We start from the raw sequence: 25,963 nt of genomic DNA, 5'->3' as shown, positions 1-25,963 counted from the left end.
AATGGATGCGTGATTTTATCCATTTGACTTTTTATTTTTATTGAAAAAACTAACTCAATTCCTGTCCCTCACCACACACACAAGTACCGATCTGGGATTCATAACATACACACTTTTATCCAGAATCTCTTCCTCGGTAATCACCGACATATCCCCACGTCCGGTATCGACAGCGGGAATCCAGTATTTTGAAGAAGGCAGCGCAGGCAGTTCTATTTGCAGAGGCTTCCAGAAGGTATTGATCCCCAGGTAAACGATATCATCCCGTCCCGTGGAATCGATTCCTGAAAACATGACACCCAAAAACCTGGTATCCCATACATAGCTGCTGTCCCAGGCCTTTATGCAGTGCAGGCTCATGGGAGGAAAACCGCAGCTGCAGGGCGCGGTATTTCCCCGGATGACGGAGTGCTGCTGGCGGAAGGCTATCATATACCGGAAAAATTCAAAAATTTCTTTGTTTTTTTCCAGCAAAGACCAGTCCAGCCAGGATATTTCATTATCCTGGCAGTAGGAATTGTTGTTTCCAAACTGCGTGTTTCCGAATTCATCACCGGCAAGGAACATGGGGGTCCCCCGGCTGCACATAAGAACGGCGCAGGCATTTTTTATCATGCGGAAACGCAGATCCATGATTTCTTCATTGTTTGTCGGGCCTTCATAACCGCAGTTCCAGCTCCGGTTATCATCGGCGCCGTCCGTATTGTTCCAGCCATTTGCCTCATTATGTTTGGTACTATAGGAATAGAGATCATACAATGTAAATCCATCGTGGCAGGTCAGAAAGTTGACGGAAGCATTATAACCCCGCTTATCCGGGGGATATAGGTCCGGGGAACCCATAATGCGCTGTGCGGCGGCAGCAGCGTAACCCTCGTCCCCCTTCAGAAAGCTTCTGATATCATCCCTGTATTTTCCATTCCATTCCGCCCAGCGGTTCCAGGATGGGAAGGAGCCAACCTGATAAAGCCCTCCCGCATCCCAGGCCTCCGCAATCAGATCCACATTTCCCAGGATGGGATCATAGGCCAGGCTTTCCAGAAGCGGCGGCCTGCTCATTGGCGCCGCGTCCTCGCTCCTTCCCAGAATAGACGCCAGATCAAAACGGAAACCATCCACCCGGTAATTAATGACCCAGTACCGCAGACAGTCCAGAATCATCTGCCGGACAATGGGATGATTGCAGTTAAGCGTATTGCCGCAGCCGCTGAAGTTATAATAATGGCCATCCGGTGTGAGCATGTAATAAATATTATTATCCAGGCCTTTAAATGAAAAGTAGGGTCCCAATTCATTTCCTTCCGCCGTATGGTTGAATACTACATCAAGAATGACTTCGATTCCATTTTCATTCAGGGCCTTTATGAGCTTTTTCAGTTCCAGCCCTTCCTGATTATATTCGATCTGGGCAGTATAGCTGGTATTCGGCGCAAAAAAGCATACCGGGTTATAGCCCCAGTAATCCAGCAGCTTCCGGCCGTTTACCTCTCTGCAGCCGTTCATTTCATCAAATTCAAAAATCGGCATCAGCTCCACCGCATTGATTCCCAGTTCTTTCAGATAGGGGATTTTTTCCATAAGACCTGCAAAGGTTCCGGGATTGTGCACTCCGGAGGAGGAATGCCTGGTAAAGCCCCTCACATGCAGCTCGTAAATAATATTATCCTTCATGGGAATCAGAGGCTGTTTGCTGTTTCCCCAGTCAAAGTTATTTCTCACGACACGGGATTTATACTGGCAGTTCTGCGTACAGGGAAGGTGGATGCCCCATTCGCTCTGCCCGGTAACGGCCTTTGCATAAGGGTCAAGAATATATTTTGTCTTATCGTAAATAAGGCCTTTCTCCGGCTGATAGGGGCCGTCCAGACGGTAAGCATACTCAAACTCATCAATTTTCAGACCAAAGACGATCATGGAAAAAACATTGCCGATCCGGTAGTGTTCCGGAAAAGGAATACTTGCGAATGGCTCTGAGGATTTCCGGTGGAATAAAAGAAGCTCACAGGAGGTGGCGCCGTGGGAGGCCAGCGTAAAGTTTACCCCTCCGGGCAGCGCTGAAGCTCCATTCACCTCATAAAAGCCGGGCCGCACATCATAGCCGTTGATTTTATCCAAAGGCTTCAGATTGGACGATATTTCTTCGCCAGTGATGCTTTCCAGCAGATAAGCGGAACCGGGCTGGGCGGTAGTGATAAGTGGTGTATTTTCATGCGGCGGGAACTGCGGATCTGTGGATTGGGATATGTTTTTCATAGACGGTACCTCCCGGTGGTGGGGTGTTGGGGAATTTATTATCGGGTGTAAATATATGCCGCTGTTTCAGGGTTAAAAAAGCTACCGGTGGCAATAAGGATGACGCGCCGGCCGAAATGCGGTAACTATTGGGATATTAGTATTATATCCTTTACAGGGATGTTCTACAACCGATAAATATAAAACGAAATTTTTATAAAATGATTAAAAAGGTAATGAATAACAAAAACCCTTGAAAACAATAAGTTTTCAAGGGTTTTCTGTAGTCGAAGCGACGTGATTCGAACACGCGACCTCTGCGTCCCGAACGCAGCGCTCTACCAAACTGAGCCACGCTTCGAACTAGACTTTATCAAGCCCTTCAATAATACAAAATATAGAGGAAAATGTCAATGGGTTTTTTGAAATATCTTTTAATTGGCTGATATGGATAATAGACAAGCCATGGGTTGCTGTTGCCAAAGCGGAAGGACGTATTTATTTACTGGAAGGAAAGGGAAGGATGGCCATGCATGACATAGTCCGCATGGAGTATACAAAGCTGCACAGCAGGGCTGAGTATAAAAAAAGCCTTCAGGAGGCAGGCGCCGCCATCATACGCTCCTGCATTGATCTGAACTGGAATAACGAATGGCAGGCCTATACAGACATGTCCTGCTGTCCTCCACAAAAGCCTGATTTAAAGGCATGGCGTCCGGTTTATGAAATAGGATGGACGGGAATCGCGGAGCTGGCATGCCCGTTTATTATGGGAGAAAAGCTGCTTGGACTTCCGAAAAATTATTTTGAAAAGGCCAGGAACGGCTGGGAGTTATTTGACCAGATCGCAGATGCTTTCCATGAAGAATCCGGATTGCTGAATGATCTCGTGGCTCCTGTGGATGAGAGCGGTTCCCTGGTTAATGGCTGGTGGATTTGGTATCATATTGCAGAAGACTGCCACTGCGCGTATAATAACGGCAAAGCGGTTCATGAAATGCTTAAAACGGCAGAGTTTTTACATAACAGGGGAGAAGCATACCCTGAGCACTGGCTGTCGGTATGCTTAAAGGTACTGGATACTATAATTGCGCTTCAGAGAGAAGACGGAAATTATGGCTACACCTATAGCCATAATGAGAAAAAGGTGCTGGATTGGGATGGATTTGCAGGCTGCTGGTTCCTCCCCTGTATGGTTTATGCATATCGCCTGACCGGTGAAGAAAAGTATCTGGATTCTGCCAGAAAAGCGGAAACATTTTACTCAAAATATGTGTTGGATTTGAATTGCTACGGAACACCAATGGATACCTGGAAGGCTGTGGATGAAGAGGGGAATCTTGCATTCGTCAGGGGAACCCGTCTGTTATATGAAACAACAGGTGAGAAAAAATATCTGGAGCATCTGGAAGCCGGAGCCTGCTATGAATATTTATGGCGGTACGGGTATGCTTCAAGGCCGGAAAATGATCCGCTGAAGGATGGCTGGAATTCATGCGGCGGTTCCATAACAAGTATTTCCAATCCTCACATTCATCCCATGGGAGTTATAATCGACGGTGACTTGCGGTATCTGGCGGCGGCAACAGGAGATGAATATCACAGAATGCGTGCCGATGACAGTACGGCCTGGATGATGCAGAATCTTGAATTGTATCCGGAAAAGAGCGGATATGGGCAATACGGAATAACTTCGGAAAGATTCTGCCCCAGCGATGGGCTGGTGACAGAACGCTACAGCGACGGCCGCCCCTACAGCTCCTGGTTTTCCTTTAACCTCTGGGCCACGGCGAATGTACTGGAGGCTATTATGGATCTGCTTGCGGAGGAAGAAAAAGAGTAGCTGTAAAGGCATTGGCCAGTACGGGAAAGAAACGGAGAAAGCTTATGACAGAGGAAATACTGGATAAAAACTGGAAGATGAAAAGCCTTACTGATCGGGAGTTTCTGGAGACGACAGTTCCCGGCAGCGTGTATCAGACGTATCTTGCCCATGGAAAAATGGAAGATCCTTTTTACCGGGATAATGAAGAAAAGGCGCTGGAACTGATGAAGGAGGACTTTGAATTCATTACTGAATTTGAGGTGAGTGACGAACTGCTGGCATCAGATGAAATACTGCTTCATTTTGACGGGATTGATACCCTGGGGGATATTTCCCTGAATGGAAAGCATCTGGGAAAAACGGATAATATGCACCGTATTTGGGAATTTGATGTTACTGATACGGTGAAAAAACAAGGCAATCTGCTGCGTATTATACTCTTTTCCCCCGTGAACTACATTTATGATTCCTATGAACAGGATCCCGCTTCCTCAGACTGTTCGGATGCCATGCGCGGCTGCTCCCGGCTGAGAAAAGCACACTGCATGTTCGGGTGGGACTGGGGCCCCAGACTGCCTGATGCAGGAATTTTCAGGAATGTAAAGCTTCTGGGAATCCAGGATGCAAGAATTGATAATGTATATATTACGCAGAAGCACGAAAAGAATTGCGTTACATTGTCTATACAGGCGGAGGCGGTACGCGCCTTTGGGCAGATCCCTTTTTCACCCGGTTCCTCTGATGGTGATTCCGAGCAGTATTGTTACCGGGTAACCATTACGGATCCTGAGGGTACGGCACAGACATACGATAACAGCCCTGCTCAGATTCTTGTGGAAAATCCCAAACTATGGTGGCCGAACGGGTACGGAGAGCAGCCTTTGTACAGAATCCGCCTGGAATTATTCCGGGGGCAGCAGCTTCTTGATGTGTGGGATCGCCGTATCGGGCTGCGTACGGCGACGGTAGCACGGAAAAAGGATGAATGGGGAGAAAGCTTTGCCCATGAGGTAAACGGCGTATGTATTTTTGCCATGGGAGCGGATTATATTCCTGAGGACAATGTCTTGCCAAGAGTGACTCCGGAACGGACCAGACGTCTTCTGACACAGGTGAGGGACGCTCATTTTAACTGTATCCGTGTCTGGGGAGGCGGGTATTATCCGGACGATGCTTTTTATGATATCTGTGATGAACTGGGTCTGCTGGTGTGGCAGGATTTTATGTTCGCCTGCTGTACCTATGATTTGACAAAAGCATTTGAAGAAAGCATTACGGCGGAGTTTATTGACAATATCAAAAGAATCCGTCATCATGCCTGTCTGGGACTGTGGTGCGGAAACAATGAAATGGAGATGTTTCTTGCCGAAAATGTATCCGGCTGGTGTAAAAAGCCGGGGCAGCTGAGTGATTATTTTAAAATGTACGAATACATCATTCCAAAGGTGCTGGAAAAATACGATCCACAGACATTTTACTGGCCTGCCAGCCCTTCCTCGGGCGGCGGTTTTGATGCGCCCAATGATGAAAACAGGGGCGATGTGCATTACTGGGATGTTTGGCACGGTGACAAACCTATTACGGAGTTCAGAAAGTTTTATTTCCGATATCTTTCGGAGTTTGGTTTTCAGTCTTTCCCTGCCCTGAAAACAGTGGAAACCTTTACACTGCCTGAGGACAGGAATATATTCTCTTATGTAATGGAGAAGCATCAGCGCAACCAGTCGGCAAACGGAAAAATTATGAACTATCTGGGACAGACCTATCTGTATCCGGCGGATTTTGGCACACTTCTGTATGCCTCCCAGCTTTTGCAGGCGGAGGCCATGCGTTATGGAGTGGAGCATTTCCGAAGACACAGAGGCCGCTGTATGGGAACGCTGATATGGCAGCTGAATGACTGCTGGCCTACGGCGAGCTGGTCCATGATCGATTATGAAGGCAGATGGAAGGCTGTGCAATATTATGCAAAACGTTTTTTCGCTCCTCTTCTTATTTCCTGTGAGGAGGAAGGAACGCTTACACAGAATACCAATGTAAATGCGGAGCCCTTTACATTGCGTAAATCTGTGACGCTCTGTGCATCTAATGAAACGACGCAGGATCAGGCTGCGGAAATTGGATGGCAGCTCCGGCATGCGGATGGCACATGTATTAGAGAATACCGGGAAAAAGCTGTGATACCGGCATTATCCAGCTGCTGGTTCCAAAAGACAGAGTTACCGGAGGCCAGGATACATGAAGAATATGTATCCTATGAAATGACAGTGGATGGGGAAATCGTTTCAGCCGGAAGTGTTTTGTTCTGTGCGCCCAAGCATTTCCACTTTACGGATCCTCATTTGCGTGTGGAGATGGCAGAGGAAGGGATTTTAAAGATTTATGCCTCATCCTTTGCCAAAAGCGTGGAAATAAAGAATGGGGATGATACGCTGCTTCTGGAGGATAACTATTTTGATATGAATCCCGGATGCCGTTCCATCAGAGTATTGGAAGGAAAACCGGAAAATCTGCAGGTACGCAGCGTATATGATATCCGGTAAGACGGTTACATGGCATATAGTAACCCCGTCACAAAATGAACACAAACAGACACGAAATACCAATTGACGCTCCTGACGTGGAATGGCATAATGTAGCTGTAAAGGCAACAAAACATTATGTTATATAATAACAATAACCCACCCACCACAAAGGAAATTATGCCATGAAAACCCCGGAAATAGCAGAAAATGTATTTACAGCGCCGGATGCCGTAATATTGGGCGACGTACAGATAGAAGAGGAATGCAGCATATGGTTTCACGCCGTTGTGCGTGCGGAGGCGGAGAGCATCCGTATCGGCCGCGGCAGTAACATACAGGATAATGCCGTCATACATGTGGATGCCGGGCATCCAGTACGGATCGGGACCGGTGTCACAATAGGCCACGGAGCCATAATTCATGGCTGCAGCATCGGAGATAATACCCTGATCGGCATGGGAGCCATTATCTTAAACGGCGCATCCATCGGAAAGAACTGCATCATCGGCGCAGGAGCGCTGGTAACCCAGAACACCATAATTCCGGATAACTCTATGGCAATGGGAAGCCCGGCCGCCGTAAAAAGGCAGGTCATGGACCGGGAAGTGGAAAACAACCGCCGCAATGCGGATATCTACAGCAGCGAGGGAAAAGAATATGCCGCCTTCTTCCGGGAAAAAGAATAATACCGCCCACAGCAACGATATCACAGATATAAAGGAACAGTTGTCCCTGCTGGCAGAACCTGCCTACAGGGACTTTTCATCCTCACTCCTTCCGGGAACGGAGCATATACTCGGCGTCCGCCTTCCTGCCCTGCGTAAGATAGCCCGGAAGCTGGCAAAAGAAAACTGGCTGGAAAACCTCGCCCGGTGCACCCAGGACAGCTTTGAGGAAATCATGCTTCAGGGCTTCATCATCGGCTATGCCAAAGCGCCGCTTCCCGATATTCTGGAACAGATCGCCGCCTTTCTTCCCAAAATAAACAACTGGTCTGTATGCGACAGCTTCTGCATAACCCTCAAGGCGGCCGGGGAGAACCCCGCAGAGTTCTGGGACTTCCTGCAGCCCTGCATCCTATCCGGTGAGGAGTTCACCGTGCGCTTTGCCATAGTGATGCTCCTGGACTACTATATTACGCCGGAATATATCGACAGGCTGTTCCCCATTTTCGACGGTATCAGCCATGAGGGCTATTACGTAAAAATGGCGGTTGCCTGGGCCGTTTCCATGTGCTATGTTAAGTTCCCCGAAAAAACGGAAAGCTATCTGGGCCGCTGCCGGCTGGATGATTTCACTTATAATAAGTCCCTTCAGAAAATCACAGAATCCCTCAGCGTGGACAAAGAGACGAAAAAAAGAATCCGTGCCATGAAAAGGCTGTAAAAATGCTATAGAGAAGCCGATAGAAAAGGCCGCAGAAAAGCCCACAGAAAAGCCCGGAAGCATGAAAGGAAAGCCTGTTTGGAGCCTGAAAGCGTACTCCGCAGCGTATATTCCATGTTCCCGGGCACATATCCGGTTACTGTTTTTAAGTATTTTCAATGAACACCAATTCCGTTCAGCCCTTGCCGGCATATTCGCCGGCACCCGCCTCTTTTCTTATCCCGTTTTTATCAAAATGCTTCCTCAGCGCAATTTCCGTTGGAATAATACTCCCAACCAAAGGGATCATCTGAATAAAGCAGATAATTCCCCCAAAGCTCCCCACGGCATCCTCATCCTTCCCCAATACGAAGAGCATTGCAATAAAAGTCACAGGCAGCATAACCAATCCGGCGGTATACCACAGCCTGCCGCAGAATTTATGCGCATAGTCCCAGGTATCCTTATTTTTCATAGACATGCTTGTCCTGTAGCCGAAGGCATAATTAATCTTTCCTGGGGCTTTTTTCAGAAAAGCCCTTCCGAACCCGGCCATAGTTGCCGGAATCAGCAGATTCATAACCAGCATAAAAATCCAGAAACCCATAGAATACCTTTCTCAGCCATATTCTGCTATACTGTGATTTCCTCCTTCAAGGTGGAAAGACAGATGATTGTGTTGGTATCCGCTACGCCCCTGATATCCTTCAGCGTGCGTGAAAGAAAATTCTCCATATCCTGCATATCCCGGAAAAGCACCTTCAGAAGATAGTCACCCGGCCCTGCGGTATGGTGGCATTCCAGTACCTGAGGAAGGCCGGCAATGGCATCCTGAAAGGCTTCCAGATTCTCCGAGCAGTCCACCTTAACAATAACAAAGGCCAGCAGATTATACCCCAGTGCATAGGGATTGGCGCGGACAGTATATTTTTCGATGACGCCGGACAGCTCCAGCTTACGGATGCGTTCCGTAACAGCGGGAACGGAAAGATTTACCTGCTTGCTGATTTCGGAGGCGCTTGCCCGGCTGTTCTCCTTTAATATGGAAAGTATGATGTTATCGGTGTTATCCATTAGGCTCCTATCTGCCCGCCACGCCGGGCATATGACTGATATCGGGTAACGGTTCAGCTCCGTCAGGACTGTTAAGATGTCAGGGATTGCCCGGAATGAGCGGACTCTGTATTTCCAGGCCGCTTTTTATCCGGCCTTCTTCTTTGCATTTTTTGGTTTTCCCGTTTTCTTACCGGCGGCGGAAGCGGGGAGGGAAAGCTTGTAATAGAACATATACTGCTGTATTATCCCGGCAAACCCCTCGTAACGGCGGAAGGGAAATCCGTCCGGATAAAAAGAAGCCAGAATCTGTTTCACATGGGTATCCACAGGAAAAGCGCCGATATGGTGGAGGCCGTACAGACAGATACAGTCAGCCACCTTACGTCCGATGCCGAATTCTCCCATCAGGATTGCCTGCGCCCCATCATAATCCGCCTGCTCCAGGGAAGCCAGGAATTCCTGTCCGGGCGCGCCGCTGCAGCGTTTTGCCATGGCCAGGATATATTTATCCCGGTAACCCAGCCCCAGCTCCTGCAGCCCATCCAATCCGCCGGCGGCAATGGCTTCAGGCGTGGGAAAGGAATAAAAGGAAGCCCCGGTAAAAGGCCTGTCCTCCGGAAATGACAGCGAATGCCCGTCCGTATCCAGCTTCTCCCCGAATTTGGCGCAGAGCGCTTCAATGCTCCTTCGTATCCGTGTTATATTATTATTCTGTGATATCAGAAAGCTGATTATCGTTTCCCAGAGATCCTGCCGCAGAATACGGATACCGCTTCCATAAGCAACAGCAGCCTGTAAAAATGCATCCTCCGGATCAACCGTTTCCTTTATGGCGCCGTAATCCAGGGACAAATCAAAATAATTATGCCAGAAGGACAGAAATTCCTCCTCAGTGCAGGAAAATTCCACAAAAGCCCCATCTTTCCCACAGCCCGCATCCTGATGCCCGGCACAGCGCAGGCATACGAAATGATCTCCTGCTGTCACCGTATAACAGTCCTCCCCGCACGGGGCGATCCGGAATACCTGCCCGGAATCCATCAGCATCCGTATATCAAAGTCCTTCAGAATCGTCTGATACATCTTAAGTAAATTCCTCCGTCAGCAGGCCCACCGCCTGCATATTGAGCCGGCATATTTTACCGCCCCGTCAGCGCCTTTACAGCTCCTCACACACCTGGAAAATATAAAATTTCAGATAATAGGATTCGTCCGCCGCCCACAAAATCGGATGATCACAGCACTGGGTACGGAACTCCACCTGCCGCAGCCTCTTGTGCGCCCCATGAGCCGCCTCCCGGATGGTCTTGGCAAAAAGCTCCGGTTCCATGAAATGAGAACAGGAACAGGTTACAAGAAAGCCCCCGTCCTCCACCAGCTTCATTCCCCGCAGGTTAATTTCGCGGTATCCTTTTACCGCATTCTTGATCGAATTTCTGGATTTGGTAAAAGCGGGAGGATCCAGAATCACCACATCGAACTTCTCGCCCTTTTCCTCCAGCTGCGGCAGCAGCTCAAACACGTCCGCACACTGGAATTTCACCCGATCCTCCAGATGGTTCAGGCGGGCATTTTCCTCCGCCTGCAGCACTCCGGTCTGAGAGGCGTCCACGCCAAGCACGCTGTCCGCGCCGGCGATTCCTGCATTCAATGCAAAGGAGCCGGTGTGCGTAAAGCAGTCCAAAACCTTTTTCCCTTTACAGAGACGCTGGACAGCCGCCCGGTTGTATTTCTGATCCAGGAAAAAGCCGGTCTTCTGGCCATCCTCCACATCCACAATATATTTAACGCCGTTTTCTTCGATTTCCACCTTCGTATCAAAGGGTTCGCTGATAAAGCCCTTATAACGCTCCATTCCCTCCTGAAGCCGTACCTTGGCGTCGCTGCGCTCATAAATGCCGCGTATTTCGATGCCGTCCTTTTTCAGCACCCGGCAGAGCGCGTCCAGGATTGCGGGCTTGAGCCGGTCGATGCCAAGAGCCAGGGATTCCACCACCAGGCAGTCCGAAAACTTGTCCACCACCAGGCCCGGAAGCCAGTCCGCTTCCCCGAAAATCAGTCTGCAGCAGCCGGTATCCACCGTCTGTTTCCGGTAATCCCAGGCATTCTGCACTCTTTTTTCCAGAAACGCATCATCAATGACCGTTCCCTTTTTCCGGGAAAGAAGCCTTACCGTAAGCTTTGACCTGGTATTAATAAAGCCAATCCCCAGAAAAAAACCGTCGAAATCGTGTACGGTTACGATATCGCCGTTTTCAAAATCCCCTGCAATGCTTTCTATTTCATTGTCATAAACCCACATGCCGCCGGCCTTTAAAGTCCTGCCGGCCCCTTTTTTCAATGTAACCAGAGTATCGTACATATTACCTCACATTCCCGTTGCCGCCGCGTTTTCTCACGGTTTGCGCAGTAAATGCGCAGACCTGCCTCAACTGTAACAATTATTTCACTATTTCTTCCGTTTTGTATTGTAAGTGTAACATATTTTCTTTATAATTTACAGTAGCAATGAAAAGTCCAAATAGAGGAAACGGAACGCAGGAAAGCCAAGCATTCAATGACCGGCAGAAGCCTGGTTTCGGAGGAGAGCTTATGATTCTGGAAAAATTCTATGAGAACCCTGAAACACTGCATGTGGGGACGGAGGAGAACAGATGCTTCTACATGCCCCTGGACCTGCAGGAAAAGGAAAATGCCCGCAATTTAAGCGGCATTGACTGGAAATTCGGTTACTTTCCCTGTGTGGAGGCCGTACCGGAGTTCCAAAGGAAGGATTTCGACGAAGAACAGTTCGGCAGGATAGAAGTGCCTTCCTGCTGGCAGATGCTGGGCTTCGATCAGAAGCAGTATACCAACGTCCGGTATCCCTTCCCTTTTGATCCGCCCTATGTTCCCGACAATAATCCCTGCGGCGCTTATATCAAATATTTTGATATCAGCCGCAGTGAGGCGAAGGAGGAACAGTTCCTTTATTTTGAAGGTGTGGATTCCTGCTTTTACGTGTGGATTAACGGGAAATTTGTGGGCTACAGCCAGGTTTCCCACAGCCCCAGCGAATTCAACATTACCGGTAAAACCAAAACCGGTATGAACAAGCTGGCGGTCCTTGTGCTGAAATGGTGTGACGGCAGCTATCTTGAGGATCAGGATAAGTTCCGTATGTCCGGAATATTCCGGGATGTGCACCTGATTTTCCGCCCGAAGGAATACGTAAGGGACTTCACGGTGACAACGCCTGTGGACTTTGCGGGGAATACGGCCCGGGTGGAAGTGAAGCTGGACAGTGTCGTGGGAGAGCCTCAGGTAATCTGCGAGCTGTGGGATAAGGATACGCTTCTTGGAGAATGCGAAGCAAAGGACGGCAGCGCCGCTTTTTCCGTGAAGGATCCGGTTCTGTGGAATGCGGAGGAGCCTTATCAATATACGCTCAAGCTCAGGACCCCGGAAGAAATCCTGGTTCAGAAGGTAGGCATCCGTACCATTTCCATAAAAGACGGCGTGGTGCTCATTAATGAACGCCCGGTGAAGTTCAAAGGCGTCAACCGCCATGACAGCAGTCCTTATACCGGCGCAGTGGTATCCCGCGTGGACGCCATGTTTGACCTGCGTATCATGAAGGAGGCCAATATCAACGCCATCCGTACCAGCCATTACCCCAACGCGCCCTGGTTTCCCCAGCTGTGCAGCGAATACGGTTTTTATCTGATAGCGGAAGCGGATATGGAATCCCATGGCGGCGCAACGGTGTACGGCGGAAGCACGGAGGGCACGTTCAGCTATTTTGCCGAAGATCCTCGGTTTAAGGCTTCCGTTATGGACAGGGTGCAGCGTAATGTGATCCGGGATAAGAATTGCAGCAGCGTGATTTTCTGGTCGCTTGGCAATGAGTCGGGCTACGGAACCAATTTTGAAGAAGCAGGACGCTGGGTGAAAAATTATGATCCCACCAGGCTGCTTCACTATGAAAGCGTCCATTTTGAACCTGCAGGACACAAAAAGGATGAATCCATGCTGGATGTGGAGAGCCATATGTACGCCTCCACCCAGATGATTGACGAATATTTTGCACAGCCGGGAGAAAAGAAGCCCTTTGTTCAGTGCGAGTTCATCCACGCCATGGGCAACGGCCCCGGGGATATCGAAGACTATATGCAGCAGATATATAAATATGACGGCTTCTGCGGCGGCTTTGTCTGGGAGTGGTGCGACCACGCCACCTATGAGGGCAGGGCGGAGAACGGAAAGGAAATGTTCCACTACGGCGGAGATGCAGGAGAATTCCCCCATGACGGCAACTTCTGCATGGACGGCCTGGTATATCCGGACAGACGGCCTCATGAAGGGCTTTACGAGTGGAAAAATGCCATCCGCCCCATCCGCGCCGAGCTTACAGACAGGAAGAAAGGCATTATCCGCCTGCACAACAAGCTGGATTTCAGGAACCTGAAGGATTATATTTATCTGCGCTATGAAATCAAGAAAAACGGCGTCCTGATGGAAGAAGGCATTCTGGATGAACTGGAAGCGGAGCCTCACGGCTTTATGGACATTACCCTGAAGCTTCCGGCAAAGACAGAGGAGCGCTACTATCTGAAGCTCACTTACTACCAGAAGGCCAAGGATAAGCTGACCCAGGTGGGCCATGAAATGGGCTTTGACCAGTTCGCACTTTCCGAGGAGAAGGAAAAAGAGCCGGCTTTTGAAAATAAGGGAGAACCGCTTACCCTGACGGAAACGCCGGAAGCTTTCTGCCTTGGCAACGAATTCCTTCACTACGAATTCGGGAAAAAAGAAGGGAATTTCATTAAACTGGAGCGCCACGGGGAAGCCCTTGTCACAGCGCCTGTGGAATGGAATGTTTACCGGGCTCCCACGGACAATGACAGAAATATTGTAAATGTATGGAAGGAAGCCGGCTATGACAGAAGCGTGGTCAAGGTATATGGCTGCGAAGCGAAGCTGAGACAGGGTATTGTTACCATTACCTGTGATTTCTCCATAGCAGCGGTGTTCATCCAGCCCTTCCTGAGACTGCATGCCGTATGGACCGTAAACGGCGACGGGGAAATCAGGGTTACGGTGGATGGAAAGAGGGATACCGCCTTCCCGTTCCTTCCCAGGTTCGGCCTGAAATTCTGTATTCCCGAAAAGCAGCAGGAGGTGGCCTACTTCGGATACGGCCCTCATGAAAGCTACTGCGACAAGCATCAGGCAAGCTATATGGACGTTTTCCATACCACCGTGCCTGAGCTCCACCGTGACTATGTACGTCCCCAGGAAAACGGCAGCCACTACAACTGCTTTACCGTGAAGGTGGGAAATCTCACCGCCAGGGGCAGAAAGCCCTTTTCCTTCAACGCATCCGAGTACACCATAGAAGAGCTTGCCACGAAGAAGCACAACTATGAGCTGGAAAAAGCAGGCTGCGTTGTGGTGTGCACAGACTATAAGCAGAGTGGCGTAGGATCCAACTCCTGTGGCCCCCAGCTTCTTCCCCAGTACCGTTTTGACGAAGAAGAGTTTGTCTGGGAGATGCTGTACTGCTTTGAATAAGGAAGAAATGCTGAATAAATAAGGTAAATGCGCAGGGATGCTGCCCGATCAGGGCGGCATCCTTTTTTGCTGGAAAAACCGGACAACATTTTAACGGGCAAAGCATATTATTTACCCTGTAAAAAAACAGCCTCTTTTACTATATTAAAATTACAGGGTTTATGTTAAAACCGCAGGGAGCGGCGGAGTAACTGCCGGTCCACATGAAAAGCTGGAGGGCAATCATATGCGCAATTACTTAACGGAAAGAATTATGAAAAAGGAATATTATGAGGGAGCAGGGGAATGCCCGGAATGTATGGATAAGCTTCCGGTGAATACGGAAAAGGAACGGGAGGAAAAAAAGAAAATCCTCAGGCAGCTGCTGGCAAAAGCAGCCCAGGGGAACTACGATGAAGAAAACTACAGGGAAGGGGATCTCCTTCCGGAGGAAGAATACTGCAGATACCTGGAAGAAGACGGAAGTTTCAGTGACCTGCCCGGTAGCACGGAAAGTATATTGGAGGCCTTTGCCAGGCTTGCCTGCATTACGGAAAGGCACCACTGGAGAAAGGGAATTCCCTGGGAGAGCGGGGAACGTAAGGAAACCGTCCTGAAAGCAATTATAAAATACGGACGGATGGAAATAGAGAGGGAAGATAAGGGCGTATGCCGTTTTCATAAGTCCCTCTTTTACCTGCCTAAAACATCGGTCAGCATGTGCTTTGCCCTTTATCCGGATTTCATGGATGCCCAGGAACGTCCGGAAAAACAGGCTCCCCTTGTGACAGAAGCCATGGAAGTACTGCTGCGGGTTATTTTTCAATGCTGGCAGCTGCCCCTGCGCAATAACCATACCGATGCACATCCCATCTGTGTGGATCGGTTCCGCGGACATGTCTGGTGGATTGGAGCAAATGGGATTACCTACCGGCCTGTATTTTATGCTGCTGTGCTGCTATGCACACCTGAAATGATGGATGTACTGGCGGAGGTTGCGAAAAGGGCGCTGACGCCCACCTCCCACGGAAACACGGACGAATCCTTCTGGAAGGAAGGAATCTGTGCAGACGGCCTTGGCTGGGGACATGACAGGCAGAATTACTCCAATGGTTATCCTACACAGGGTGTGATATCGGCCCTGAATATTCTTCTGGACCTGAAAGATACGCCCTGGGCGCTCCGAAAGGAGGAAATCTGCTGGGAATGGGTCATCCGGTTTATGCGCGGCATCGGCTATATGGAATACCGCGACTGGGTGCCTCCTATGATTGGAAGAACGAGCTTTGAGTGTGACGGCCTTTACAAACCTGCGGTTCTGACAAAATATATCCGGCAGATAGCCATCAGGGTGCTGAATCTGGCCGGGGATGAGCTGACACAGGAGCAGCTTCATCTGCTGTACCGGACGTTGTTAGAAAGGAGCCCGGAGAGAGTAGGGGACAACAGGGTAAAAGGGGATACAGGCTGCCGCTATTTTTGGAATAATGACACGCTGGTGCGAAAAACAGAGGAAGAATATGTATTTTTCAATATGGCTTCCAGCCGGTGCGACGGTGTGGAGTGCGCTCATGAGTGTGCGGACACCAGAAACTTCTTTCTTACCGACGGTGTATGCTTAATCTGCAAAGATCCCCGGGAATACAGAAGGGCCGTTGGAACCTGGCAGGTCAGCTGTATTCCGGGCGTTACGGCGCGGGAACTGAAAAATGAAGAAATTATGCCGGAAACCAACTGGCAGGGCTATCACAGCAAGCATTCCTTTGCAGGCGGCGCCGTCAGAGGGGAGTATGCGGCAGCAGGATTTATTTTCGAAAAGGATGAAACAAGAAAAAAAGACGGCAGCGGAAAAATTTATCCCGAATACTGCCGGGAGATGATGGGAGTCCTGGCATATAAAAGCTGCTTTGTTTTCGGCCGCACAGGCGTGTGTATGGGAGCCGGAATCACGGACCTGAAGCCGGAATACGGCCGGAATATCCGCACCACAGTAAACGTGGCCGAGAGATTGACGGATACCCTTATTTTCACATCCGCAGGTGATAAAGAACAGATTGCCCCGGGTGAAGAGCGAATATGGCCGCAGGACAAACCGGTTTACATAACACAGAATGGTATCCTCTATGGCCTTCTGCCCCAGGAAGGGAGCGGCAGCCGTTTCCTTATGCGGACGGCGGAAAGAATGACAAAATGGGAGGAACTCAATGCCTGTAACCGGAAAGTGGGAAATGAGAGCTGTCCCGTATTAGAACTGGCCATCGATCACGGTATCGCGCCGTCAGGGGAACGTTACTGCTATTTCTTCGATACAGGAAGCGAAGAACCATCAGCCATTATTGGAAATCCACCTTTCCATATCCTGGAAAACAGTGAAAACGCGCAGGTGGCAGAAAGCGCGGACGGGAAAGTCATACAGGCGGTCTGCTACGGCAAAGGGGAGATCCTTCTGTCAGGCAGTGTCTATGAAATCAGACTTGCAGAGCCTGCGGTTCTGATATTAGAGGAGAAGGCAGGGGAGCTGTATCTTACCATATCGGACCCCCTTCAGCTGCCTGAAAGAAAATGCACGCTGGAATACCGCAGGAAAGAGGATGCGTGGAAAAAAGCGGTGGTTTCCTTCCCTGAAAATCCTGAACGGGGAAAACAGGCCGTCATCCGTCTGGAAAAATAAAATAGCATGAAAAAACAGGGTATTCCTAAAACCGTATTGGCAGAGGGAATACCCTGTTTTTATAGTGAATGGCTAAGAAGGAAGCTTTTCGTTTGCTTTCCGGTACTGGGAAGGCGTCATGCCGTATTTCTGCTTGAAGAGCCTTGTAAAATAAGCCTGTGTAAAGTATCCCAGGGAACAGGCAATTTCGTTTATACTCTTATCCGGCATTTCCAGAAACAGAGCAGCAGCTTTTTCCAGCTTGGTATCAATGACAAAGGTGGAAAAATTGTCTCCCGTAATCGCTTTGAACAGCCGGCTTAAATGACTGCGGCTTACATGGAAGGTTTCTGCTACTGCAGCCAGGGATACCTCACCGCTGCAGTGTGTGAGGATATATTCCTTAATATGCTCAATCAGCTGCCGATCCTCATCATTGATGTTGCGGATATAGGTTTCATGATACAGGGCGAGAATATAACGGATGCAATCCATGGTTTCCCGGAAACTGCCGGACTGGCGTAAACGCTGTTCCGTATCCGCTTTTATTTCCGGATCATCAAAGATACCGATGTTTTTTCCAATCTGAAAGGCCATGCTGTACAAGTGGATGGAAAAAACGTTTACGGACTGATAGGAGTACCCATTTTCCAGGATACAGGTCTCATAAGCAGCCAGCTTTTCATTCAGCACGTCAAACTGATCGGCATTAATCTGCGCCTCAAGCTCCGCATAATCCCTGGAGGTTACGAGAAATTCATTGCTTTCATAGCTCTGTATAAGCTCCGGCGTAAACAGGTTTCCATACTCATGCAGGAAGGAATAGCGCAGGTACCCCTCTGTTTTTGTATTCAGCTCCACGATGCGGTCCAGCTTATCCGTCAGGGAAGACAGGGCCAGGTTAATGCCTATTGGCAGCTCTCTGGCGGAAGAGGCAATGAACCGGTTTGCCGCTTCCCGCAGCTCCTGATACCCCTCCGGAGCCAGATTGATGATAAATGCCAGCCGGTTGTCCTGCGCGGCTGATAAAAAGGGAGCGTCCTTCAGAATCCTTTTTACTGCCTGATCCAGGAGCAGGGTACTCAGCACTTCCTTTTGTTCCAGCGGCAGAAGCGAAAATGCGCCGGGATTAAGCGCCAGCAGCAGGACACAGTAACAGGGCTTCTGAAAGGTAATGCCGGAAAGGAAGAGACGTTCCCTCAGCTCCGGTTCCTCCAGGATATGGCTGTGCAGCAGATCCATAGTCAGCTTATAGGAAATGACGCTTCTGTTCCGCTCCAGGATATCCTGCATGTCGCCCACCCGGTTCTGAAGGAAGGTTACCATGGAATCAATGGCGGACAGCTCATCCTCCGCATTGGGGGCCTTCCCGCTGGCAGGTATAAGCTTGGCATGCAGCTTGCGTATGGGACGGTAAACATTGCTGGTTACCAATTGGGAAAGCAGCAGGACCGCCGCAAGCAGGGCAAAGACGACAAAAGCGATCGTTCGAAACAGCGCTGCGGATTCCTTGTCCAGGGTTTCAGCCGTGACGATGGAAACATATTTCCAGTCTGACGTATCGGAGGTAGTCCAGGTAAGATAATAAGGGCGGCTGTTTATGGTACATTCCTGGCAGGCATTGGAAGCGCCGGAAGTAAGGGCGGTAGAAACAAGTCCGGAAATATCTTTTCCGTTAATGCCGGTCAGACTCAAATTATCAAGGATCACTTCATTCTGTTCATTAAGTATCAGAAGGCTGTCATAAAACTGGTAAAAATTCTTAATTCCGGCCAGGTAGGAATTTTGGTCCAGCGTCAGGACAATATAGCTTTGGACCGTATCCGTGCTTTGGCGGTTAACTGGATAAAACAGGGATATGGCCGGCCTTACTGTATCGGAATAGTCCTCCGCCGTGGAGAAATATCCGATTTTCTTTGAAGAAGCAATCCGGGCAAACTCTTCATAAGGAACATATTGCCTCAATTTATTCTTGTCTTCCTCCGGATTCAGGCACAGCCCGTAGGTGCTGTCAATGACAGTGCTCTCCCCATTGCAGACCGTAATGGAAGACAGGCAGGTATTATCGGAAACCACCTCCATTACATACTGGAAAATCTTATGATAGTCATAAATGGTCTGATCCTTCTTAATAAAAAAGTATCTGACGGGATTGGAGGTGCCGGTGAAGCTGTTCACAAGAATATTCATCATCTGCTCATAGATATAATTGTCACTGTATATCCGCACCTGTTCCAGTCTGTGGGTAACGGATTCCTTCATCTGATTATCTATTTTATTCCCCATAATGCGCCAGGCCGTGGAAGCCGTTAACAGAATGGCAAGGATACTCACCATGGAAAAAGGGATCAGGATGCGGTAGTAAAAGCTATGACGGGAAATATAAGAACGAATACGGTTTACCATAATTTAATCTCCGCCTTTATGTATTAAGAATTTGAATAACTATTGTATCTGTTCAGTTCCTGCACACACTGACTTTTATACATATTTTATATTTCATAGCCTGTAAAGTCAAATTTTTATGGTTAATAAGCACAATTTTTACAGGTGAAGCAAATTATTTTCACAGGCAATTCACTTTTTTAATGCCTCAGGCACATTCTTAACCGTTGTAAAAACGGGGCCTTCCATAGGATAATAAGGCCAGATAAGCAAGCGCCCAAAGCGCAGAAAGGAGCAAAATGAAAAAGAAATACAGCACATGGAAGCAGTATAAAAAATGTAAATATCTGTTTTTAATGTTCATACCTGTTATACTTTATTTTGTCATTTTTTGCTATGTGCCAATGTACGGCGTAATTATTTCCTTTCAGGATTATTACCCCCGACTGGGAATTACAGGCAGTGAATGGGTAGGGTTTAAGCATTTCGAAAAGCTGTTTACCGGACGATATTTTTTCCCTGTACTGCGCAATACATTGATTATCAGCATCGGAAAGCTGTTATTTGGATTCCCGGCCCCAATTATCCTCTGCCTTCTGTTAAATGAAGTAAGGAGCCTGAAATTCAAAAAAGTGGTTCAGACCATTTCCTATCTGCCCCACTTTATTTCCTGGGTCGTACTGGCAAGTATTGTCCAGACCATACTTTCTCCCTCGTCAGGCGTGGTAAATTACATTATCCAGCTGCTGGGAGGAGAACCCATATTTTTTATGGGAAGCTCCGACTGGTTCCGGAAGGTAATTGTGGGTTCCAGTATATGGAGGGATACCGGCTGGCAGACGGTTGTTTTTATGGCGGCAATCCTGAGCATTGATCCCCAGCTGTATGAGGCGGCGGATCTTGACGGCGCGGGGAGGTTCCAGAAGATGATCTATGTGACCCTGCCCTGCATTGCGCCTACTATCATTATTATGTTTATCATGGCTACCGGGAATGTCATTCAGGATGACTTTGATCAGATTTACAACATGCTCAATGCCAAGGTTATGGATGTAGGTGATGTTATCGGAACCTACACCTACCGCATGGGTATTGAAAAAATGAATTTCAGCTATGCCACGGCGGTGGGCTTGTTTAAAAATGTTGTATCCCTGATCCTGGTAACCTTTACAAACGCATTCTCCCGTAAGCTCAGCGGAAGTTCATTGTGGTAGGAGGCGGAAAATGACGAAAATAATAAATGTAAGAAAAAAAAGACGGAAAAGAAAGCTCAGCAATGTCCTGTTTGATATTTTCCTGTATACCTTTTTAATTCTGGTTGCAGCTGTTACCCTGGTTCCCTTTCTGCAGGTGCTTACCATATCAATGAGCCCGCAGTCTGTCGTGGCTAAGAGCGGGCTACATTTAATACCCACGAAATTTGATTTTTCAGGATATGAAAAGGTGTTCCATTATCCGCTCGTCTGGACTGCCTACCTGAATACAATTATCAGGGCAGCCCTTGGAACCGGTCTGAGCGTCCTTTTGTATATTATCGGCGCATATCCGCTTTCCAAAAAGTACCTGCCCCACAAAAAGGCATGGACACTGTTCGTTATTTTTACCATGTATTTCAGCGGCGGGCTGATTCCCAGCTATCTGCTGATAAATAACTGGCTTCACCTGTCCAATACGATTTTTGCCCTGATCCTGCCCGGGGCCATGAGCGCCTATACGGTTATCATCATGAGGAACTTTTTTGAATCCATTCCTGATTCCCTGGAGGAATCGGCAAAGCTGGACGGCGCCAATGACGTCACGATTCTGTTTCGTATTATGGTGCCCCTGTCCAAGGCCTCAATCGCAACAATTGCATTGTGGTCAATCGTATACCACTGGAACGAGTGGTTCAATTGCATGCTTTATATGAAGGATGAGGACAAATACGTACTGCAGTACGTCCTCAGGAAGATTCTTCTGGACGGTCAGACACAGGATATCAACATGGCAACGAATGTGGTTGTAAATACGGAAACCATGAAGATGGCTACCCTGGTGGTTTCCATTCTGCCCATTATCATGCTGTATCCGTTCTTACAGAAATATTTTGCAAAAGGTGTTATGGTTGGCTCCGTAAAGGGCTGATATCATAAAAAAATGAAGGAGGAAAGGATATGAAGAAAAGAAAAGTGCTTGCCATGCTGCTGACGGTGGTATTGGGAGCAGGAACACTGTTTGGCTGCGGCCAGAATGCAAATGAACAGGCAGCGGCCGAACCGGCTGCGGAATCACAGACACAGACAACGGAAAGCAAAGCGGAGACACAGGCAGAGCAGGCCAAAGAAGACGAAGAACCTGTAACGATTGAATGGCTCGCCTATAACTGCTATGCCCAGCCGGATCCGGAGTCTGAGCTTGTAAAAAAAGTGGAAGAAGAATTTAATGTCAAGTTTGATTTCTGGTATGTGGATGACCAGAACTGGGATGAAGTCTTAAGCACCAAGCTCTCCGGCGGAGATATGCCTGATATCATGCGTGTGAAAAATACTGCAAATGTATCCAGCTATGTGGTACAGGGGATTTTGGCCCCCATTACGGATGAAATACTGGAAAAAATACCGACATACGTGGAAATAACCCAAAAATATGATCCTGATAATACCGGATTCATAGATTCCTGCTATGAAGGCCAGCAGTATGTTCTGAAAGCCCCTTCCTTGAACGGGGCGAGGCCTACCGTTCTTGTATGGCGCAAAGACTGGCTGGAGAAAGTGGGCATTGAAAAAATCCCCTCCACCATCGAAGAATTTGAGACAGCGATCCGTGCATTTAAGGAACAGGATCCTGACGGAAACGGCAAAAACGATACCTTTGGTTTCTCCAATACCGTAATGAATGCTATTTTCGGTGCATACGGTGCGATCCCCATGAAGGAATTCAGGGGCACAGGCACTCAGAACCTGTTCTATACAATGAAGGACGGGAAAGTGGAATTCGCCTGCGTACAGCCTGAAATGAAGGAAGCGCTTGCCAAGCTGCGGGAATGGTATAAGGAAGGCCTGATTGATCCCGAATTTATAACCGGGGAAAATAAGTCCGGCTACTGGGCAGTTTCCCAGGATTTTGACAACAGCAAGGTGGGCGTGACCGGAATGTCCATGGCAAACCACTGGGAGCCGCCGCTGACGGAAGGCGCAACAGGCGGCGCCTGCTATGTAAGCTTTACAGAAGCCAATCCCGACGCAGTCTGGGAAGGAACCTTCGATATCGGACCCTCTATTAAAGGGCCGGAAGGAAAATCCGGCACACACTGCTGGGGAGCTTATGGAACCTCCGGCTTTGCCTTTACTACCAAATGTATGGAAGATCCCAGAAAGGTTGATGCAATCTGTGCAATTCTTGAAAGAGGGCTGTCCGACTTTGATTTCTATGTACTGGGAACCTATGGTGTGGAAGGAGAGCATTTTAAGATTAATGACGATGGTATTTATGTAGGCCTGGAACCCTATACAGGTTCCGGAGAAGGAACAAAAGCGGGTTTGGTGTTTGTCCCTCTGATTAACCCTGAGTTCCAGATGAAGACCAATCCTGTTGACAACGAGTTTGCGGAAAAATACAAGAACACCGGCTACAGCGACGTACTCGTACCGCCTACCGAAGCAGCGGATGAGTATCTGACGGATCTGAAAACCTACACGCTGGACTCCTATATTAAGATCATCACAGGGGAAGAAGACATTGATTTCTTCGATGAGTATGTAGAAGAATTTAATTCTACCGGCGGCCAGCAAATCATAGACGAAATCAACGAAATGATGAATGCGGGAAAATAAAACTTACTGCTGCAGAATATTTTTAAGTAAGAAAGAAACCGCAGTACAGTTATAAAAACTGTTAAAGAAAGAATGCTGCTCATAGCTGAACAGCATTCTTTCTTAATGTACAGCGCCGTGTCACGGCCCATATCTTCGCTCAGTATCCAGGCCGGACATGAACTACTCTTTCTCATTCCTGCCGAAATCCCCTTCATCCCCGCTGGAAACCTCCGCATCCTTGTCGGAATCCCCTTCATCCCTGCCGGAAACCTCCTCATCCTTGTCGGAATCCCCTTCATCCCTGCCGGAAACCTCCTCATCCCCGTTGGAATCCTCCTCATCCGGAATCCTCTCCAGATAATTCTTCTCCCCGCAGTTAGGACAATACAATATCTGCCCGCCCTTTCCGCCTACTGAAAAAATCAGCTGCATCAGTGAAGGCTTAAATTCCTGCCCGCAGGCCGGACACTTACAATAGGAAGTACGCCTGTAGGACAGCCTGCGCACAATCAGGATCAGAATAAACAAAATAATCAGAAACAAAGCGGTAACAGGTATTATCTTTTGCAGGTAATCCATAAAAATCCTCCCTCACAGCCCGGACTATCAGGCCAGATAAGCCTTCAGCAGCTTAAACGTATTCTCCACGCCCTTCTTATGGCTGCGCTCATAGCCATGAGAAGCATAGACACCAGGCCCGATCAGCCCATGACGCACATCATAACCAGCAGTCAGCGCCGCATCCGCATCCGACCCATAATGAGGATATACATCCACCGCGAAATCAGCCTCCGCCCTTTTTGCAGCATCGATTAAACCGCTTACCACATCATAATGATAAGGCCCCCTGCTGTCCTTCGCACAGATAGAAACCTGGCACTCATCACACCCAAGGCCATCGCCCACGCAGCCCATATCCACAGAAAGAACCTCAGTCACATCCGCCGGGATAGAAGCGCAGCCGCCGTGGCCCACCTCTTCAAACACTGTAATATGCTGATAAATCGTCCGTGCAGGCCTGATACCCTCATCCTTCAGATATTTTGCAAACCCAAGAAGAATTCCCGTACTCAGCTTGTCATCCAGAAAACGGCTCTTAATGAACCCGGATTCCGTCACCACTGTCCTCGGCTCAAAACAAACGAAATCCCCCGGCATGATCCCCAAAGCCAGCACATCCTCCTTGCTGCGGACGATTTCATCCAGAAGCACCTCCATCTCCCCATAGCTTCTCTTAACCTCATTATAATTATCATTCACATGAATTGAAGCATTTTTCAGCTGAAACGTCCCTGTATAAACCTTTCCGCCGCGCGTAATCACCCGGCAGTTTTCAGCCTCCGCATTATTCGCATTCATTCCCCCGACAGGAGTAAGATGCAGCCTTCCCGTTGAAGATACCTCAGCCACCATAGCCCCCAGCGTATCCACATGCGCCTCCAGCATAATGGCTCCCGCCGCCGGATCGGCTTTCCCGCAGCCATCCGCTCCGCTACATTCACCGTCCGCGATCTTAACAACCACGCCGCCCTTTACCGTCAGCTCCGGCTCATACCCCAGCCCCCGGTACAAATCCATCAAATATCCAGATACCTCCCGTGTATACCCCGAAGGACTGTCAATCCCCAGCAGCTCCTTCGTCCTCTCCACAATATACTCCGTATATTCCGAATAATCTCTCATATTAAAATGACCTCCATCCATAATTTCTGTTACCAGATTACCACGTTTACCCCTCCAAAACCAGCCCTGGGAGGTAAAAATCTTTGGGATAGCGGGATAAAAGCCGCAGCCCCGTATCAGCCCTCCCCGCCTCCGGGATCGTCCTGCCTTCTTTCCGGGCCGGGTGGGGGTGTTTCCTGCTCCAGCCTCAAAAACGGGATATTTCTAACTGTGCCGGAATGCCAGCATTCCACCGCCCACAGGATAAACGCATCAGTATAGGCGCTGTTCTTCCCGCCGTCTGAAGCTATGGCTGCCAGCCGCTTTTTTCCCGGAGAGGATGGGGGGTGTCCGATCCAGTTTCAAAAACGGGGTATTTCTAACTGTCCCGGGAAACCAGAATTCTGCCAACGCGGCCAGAACTCCTCACGCAGCGACTGGCGTCTGCCGCGTTCGTCAGACAGGCCGCTAGGGACGGCAAAATTCCGGCTTCCCAGGACAGTAAGAAATATCCGCCGTTTTTTCTTATGGTTCGGACAACACCCCATCCCCTCCGGGAAAAAAGCGACTGGCAGCCATAGCCTCAGACGGCGGGAAGAACAGTGCCTACGCTGATGCGTTTATCCTGGAGCGGTGGAATGCTGCCCTTCCGGCGCAGTAAGAAATATCACCGTTTTTGAGACTGGAGCAGGAACACCCCCGCCCGGCCCAGAAAGAAGGCAGGACGATCCCGGAGGAGGGGAGGGCTGATACGGGGCTGCGGCTTTTATCCTGATCTCTAAAGTCCTCTACTTAAAAACAAAGAGAATTTTTCCGGGACTGCATTTTTCAAAATAATAATCATTTAAAGAAAAGTAGTCTTAAAAACTTACATTCACAATGATTCAGTAAAGTATAGGGCGGTTGGCAGACTGCGCGGGAAAAAAGTGATGCGGGG

General features: G+C 48.8%; 17 protein-coding genes and 1 tRNA gene. 9 read left to right on the top strand and 9 right to left on the bottom strand.

The features are described from left to right. Positions 1 to 54 precede the first annotated feature (54 nt). Entirely contained in the window at positions 55 to 2,253 is a 2,199-nt protein-coding gene (glgX, locus tag DXC51_RS00090) for a glycogen debranching protein GlgX (RefSeq protein WP_081745202.1), read from the bottom strand. Between the two features lie 266 nt (positions 2,254 to 2,519). Then, positions 2,520 to 2,593: transfer RNA gene (locus tag DXC51_RS00085), tRNA-Pro, on the bottom strand. Between the two features lie 168 nt (positions 2,594 to 2,761). Between DXC51_RS00085 and DXC51_RS00080 the strand changes: the two genes are divergently transcribed. The 4 genes from DXC51_RS00080 (at position 2,762) to DXC51_RS00065 (ending at position 7,968) form a co-directional block, all read left to right on the top strand. Then, positions 2,762 to 4,075 (top strand): YyaL domain-containing protein, encoded by a 1,314-nt coding sequence (locus DXC51_RS00080; protein ID WP_147332323.1) that lies wholly within the window; start codon positions 2,762 to 2,764, stop codon positions 4,073 to 4,075. A 44-nt stretch (positions 4,076 to 4,119) separates the two neighbouring features. Beyond that, positions 4,120 to 6,600, top strand: a complete 2,481-nt coding sequence (locus tag DXC51_RS00075; RefSeq protein ID WP_117543243.1) for a beta-mannosidase — start codon at positions 4,120 to 4,122, stop codon at positions 6,598 to 6,600. Between the two features lie 164 nt (positions 6,601 to 6,764). Then, complete coding sequence (locus DXC51_RS00070) at positions 6,765 to 7,268, top strand: gamma carbonic anhydrase family protein (RefSeq protein WP_117543241.1); 504 nt, start codon at positions 6,765 to 6,767, stop codon at positions 7,266 to 7,268. After that, positions 7,240 to 7,968 (top strand): DNA alkylation repair protein, encoded by a 729-nt coding sequence (locus DXC51_RS00065; protein WP_117543240.1) that lies wholly within the window; start codon positions 7,240 to 7,242, stop codon positions 7,966 to 7,968. Before DXC51_RS00070 ends, DXC51_RS00065 begins: the two co-directional genes overlap by 29 nt. Before the next feature lie 175 nt (positions 7,969 to 8,143). On the opposite strand, the gene DXC51_RS00060 is transcribed toward DXC51_RS00065, so the two are convergent. The 4 genes from DXC51_RS00060 to DXC51_RS00045 all read right to left on the bottom strand — a co-directional run bounded on the left by DXC51_RS00060 (position 8,144) and on the right by DXC51_RS00045 (position 11,365). Next, a complete protein-coding gene (locus tag DXC51_RS00060; protein WP_117543238.1) occupies positions 8,144 to 8,554 on the bottom strand; it encodes an SdpI family protein in 411 nt (136 codons plus the stop codon). Positions 8,555 to 8,580: 26 nt separating this feature from the next. Next, positions 8,581 to 9,021, bottom strand: a complete 441-nt coding sequence (locus DXC51_RS00055; protein ID WP_021633600.1) for an Lrp/AsnC family transcriptional regulator — start codon at positions 9,019 to 9,021, stop codon at positions 8,581 to 8,583. Positions 9,022 to 9,147: 126 nt separating this feature from the next. Then, positions 9,148 to 10,086 carry a DNA glycosylase gene (locus DXC51_RS00050; protein WP_117543236.1) on the bottom strand — a complete coding sequence of 313 codons (939 nt, stop codon included), beginning with the start codon at positions 10,084 to 10,086 and terminating at the stop codon, positions 9,148 to 9,150. 76 nt (positions 10,087 to 10,162) lie between these two features. After that, the gene (locus tag DXC51_RS00045) at positions 10,163 to 11,365 is read right to left on the bottom strand and encodes a class I SAM-dependent rRNA methyltransferase (RefSeq protein WP_117543234.1); all 1,203 of its coding nucleotides are present in this window, start codon (positions 11,363 to 11,365) and stop codon (positions 10,163 to 10,165) included. 230 nt (positions 11,366 to 11,595) lie between these two features. On the opposite strand from DXC51_RS00045, the gene DXC51_RS00040 reads away from it, so the two are divergent. Both DXC51_RS00040 and DXC51_RS00035 read left to right on the top strand, forming a co-directional pair. Beyond that, positions 11,596 to 14,556, top strand: coding sequence for a glycoside hydrolase family 2 TIM barrel-domain containing protein (locus DXC51_RS00040; protein ID WP_117543232.1), 2,961 nt, complete (start codon positions 11,596 to 11,598; stop codon positions 14,554 to 14,556). A gap of 226 nt (positions 14,557 to 14,782) precedes the next feature. Continuing rightward, entirely contained in the window at positions 14,783 to 17,206 is a 2,424-nt protein-coding gene (locus DXC51_RS00035; RefSeq protein ID WP_117543230.1) for a polysaccharide lyase family 8 super-sandwich domain-containing protein, read from the top strand. Positions 17,207 to 17,278: 72 nt separating this feature from the next. On the opposite strand, the gene DXC51_RS00030 is transcribed toward DXC51_RS00035, so the two are convergent. Further along, entirely contained in the window at positions 17,279 to 19,591 is a 2,313-nt protein-coding gene (locus DXC51_RS00030) for a helix-turn-helix transcriptional regulator (RefSeq protein ID WP_117543229.1), read from the bottom strand. 278 nt (positions 19,592 to 19,869) lie between these two features. Between DXC51_RS00030 and DXC51_RS00025 the strand changes: the two genes are divergently transcribed. The 3 genes from DXC51_RS00025 to DXC51_RS00015 are packed head-to-tail and all read left to right on the top strand — an operon-like array spanning position 19,870 to position 23,382. Then, positions 19,870 to 20,784, top strand: coding sequence for an ABC transporter permease (locus DXC51_RS00025; protein ID WP_025487872.1), 915 nt, complete (start codon positions 19,870 to 19,872; stop codon positions 20,782 to 20,784). Positions 20,785 to 20,794: 10 nt separating this feature from the next. Next, on the top strand, positions 20,795 to 21,694 hold the full coding sequence (locus DXC51_RS00020; RefSeq protein WP_117543227.1) for a carbohydrate ABC transporter permease: 900 nt from the start codon (positions 20,795 to 20,797) through the stop codon (positions 21,692 to 21,694). A 29-nt stretch (positions 21,695 to 21,723) separates the two neighbouring features. After that, entirely contained in the window at positions 21,724 to 23,382 is a 1,659-nt protein-coding gene (locus tag DXC51_RS00015; RefSeq protein ID WP_117543225.1) for a type 2 periplasmic-binding domain-containing protein, read from the top strand. A gap of 162 nt (positions 23,383 to 23,544) precedes the next feature. Here DXC51_RS00015 and DXC51_RS00010 read toward each other — a convergent pair whose 3' ends face one another. Next, on the bottom strand, positions 23,545 to 23,943 hold the full coding sequence (locus tag DXC51_RS00010; protein ID WP_117543223.1) for a hypothetical protein: 399 nt from the start codon (positions 23,941 to 23,943) through the stop codon (positions 23,545 to 23,547). A gap of 27 nt (positions 23,944 to 23,970) precedes the next feature. Next, positions 23,971 to 25,047, bottom strand: coding sequence for a M42 family metallopeptidase (locus tag DXC51_RS00005; RefSeq protein ID WP_025487868.1), 1,077 nt, complete (start codon positions 25,045 to 25,047; stop codon positions 23,971 to 23,973). Between the last annotated feature and the right edge of the window lie 916 nt (positions 25,048 to 25,963).

The sequence above is a fragment of the Eisenbergiella massiliensis genome (genome assembly GCF_003435485.1).
The sequence above is the reverse complement of the archived record's forward strand: the minus strand, read 5'-3'. Positions and strand labels throughout refer to the sequence as shown.

Bases quoted from the DNA above. Each gene is read 5' to 3' on its own strand.
- DXC51_RS00020 (WP_117543227.1), top strand. From the start codon at position 20,795: ATGACGAAAATAATAAATGTAAGAAAAAAAAGACGGAAAAGAAAGCTC.
- DXC51_RS00025 (WP_025487872.1), top strand. From the start codon at position 19,870: ATGAAAAAGAAATACAGCACATGGAAGCAGTATAAAAAATGTAAATAT.
- DXC51_RS00070 (WP_117543241.1), top strand. From the start codon at position 6,765: ATGAAAACCCCGGAAATAGCAGAAAATGTATTTACAGCGCCGGATGCC.
- DXC51_RS00060 (WP_117543238.1), bottom strand. From the start codon at position 8,554: ATGGGTTTCTGGATTTTTATGCTGGTTATGAATCTGCTGATTCCGGCA.
- DXC51_RS00075 (WP_117543243.1), top strand. From the start codon at position 4,120: ATGACAGAGGAAATACTGGATAAAAACTGGAAGATGAAAAGCCTTACT.
- DXC51_RS00030 (WP_117543229.1), bottom strand. From the start codon at position 19,591: ATGGTAAACCGTATTCGTTCTTATATTTCCCGTCATAGCTTTTACTAC.
- DXC51_RS00040 (WP_117543232.1), top strand. From the start codon at position 11,596: ATGATTCTGGAAAAATTCTATGAGAACCCTGAAACACTGCATGTGGGG.
- DXC51_RS00035 (WP_117543230.1), top strand. From the start codon at position 14,783: ATGCGCAATTACTTAACGGAAAGAATTATGAAAAAGGAATATTATGAG.
- DXC51_RS00045 (WP_117543234.1), bottom strand. From the start codon at position 11,365: ATGTACGATACTCTGGTTACATTGAAAAAAGGGGCCGGCAGGACTTTA.
- DXC51_RS00080 (WP_147332323.1), top strand. From the start codon at position 2,762: ATGCATGACATAGTCCGCATGGAGTATACAAAGCTGCACAGCAGGGCT.
- DXC51_RS00065 (WP_117543240.1), top strand. From the start codon at position 7,240: ATGCCGCCTTCTTCCGGGAAAAAGAATAATACCGCCCACAGCAACGAT.
- glgX (WP_081745202.1), bottom strand. From the start codon at position 2,253: ATGAAAAACATATCCCAATCCACAGATCCGCAGTTCCCGCCGCATGAA.
- DXC51_RS00010 (WP_117543223.1), bottom strand. From the start codon at position 23,943: ATGGATTACCTGCAAAAGATAATACCTGTTACCGCTTTGTTTCTGATT.
- DXC51_RS00050 (WP_117543236.1), bottom strand. From the start codon at position 10,086: ATGTATCAGACGATTCTGAAGGACTTTGATATACGGATGCTGATGGAT.
- DXC51_RS00015 (WP_117543225.1), top strand. From the start codon at position 21,724: ATGAAGAAAAGAAAAGTGCTTGCCATGCTGCTGACGGTGGTATTGGGA.
- DXC51_RS00005 (WP_025487868.1), bottom strand. From the start codon at position 25,047: ATGAGAGATTATTCGGAATATACGGAGTATATTGTGGAGAGGACGAAG.
- DXC51_RS00055 (WP_021633600.1), bottom strand. From the start codon at position 9,021: ATGGATAACACCGATAACATCATACTTTCCATATTAAAGGAGAACAGC.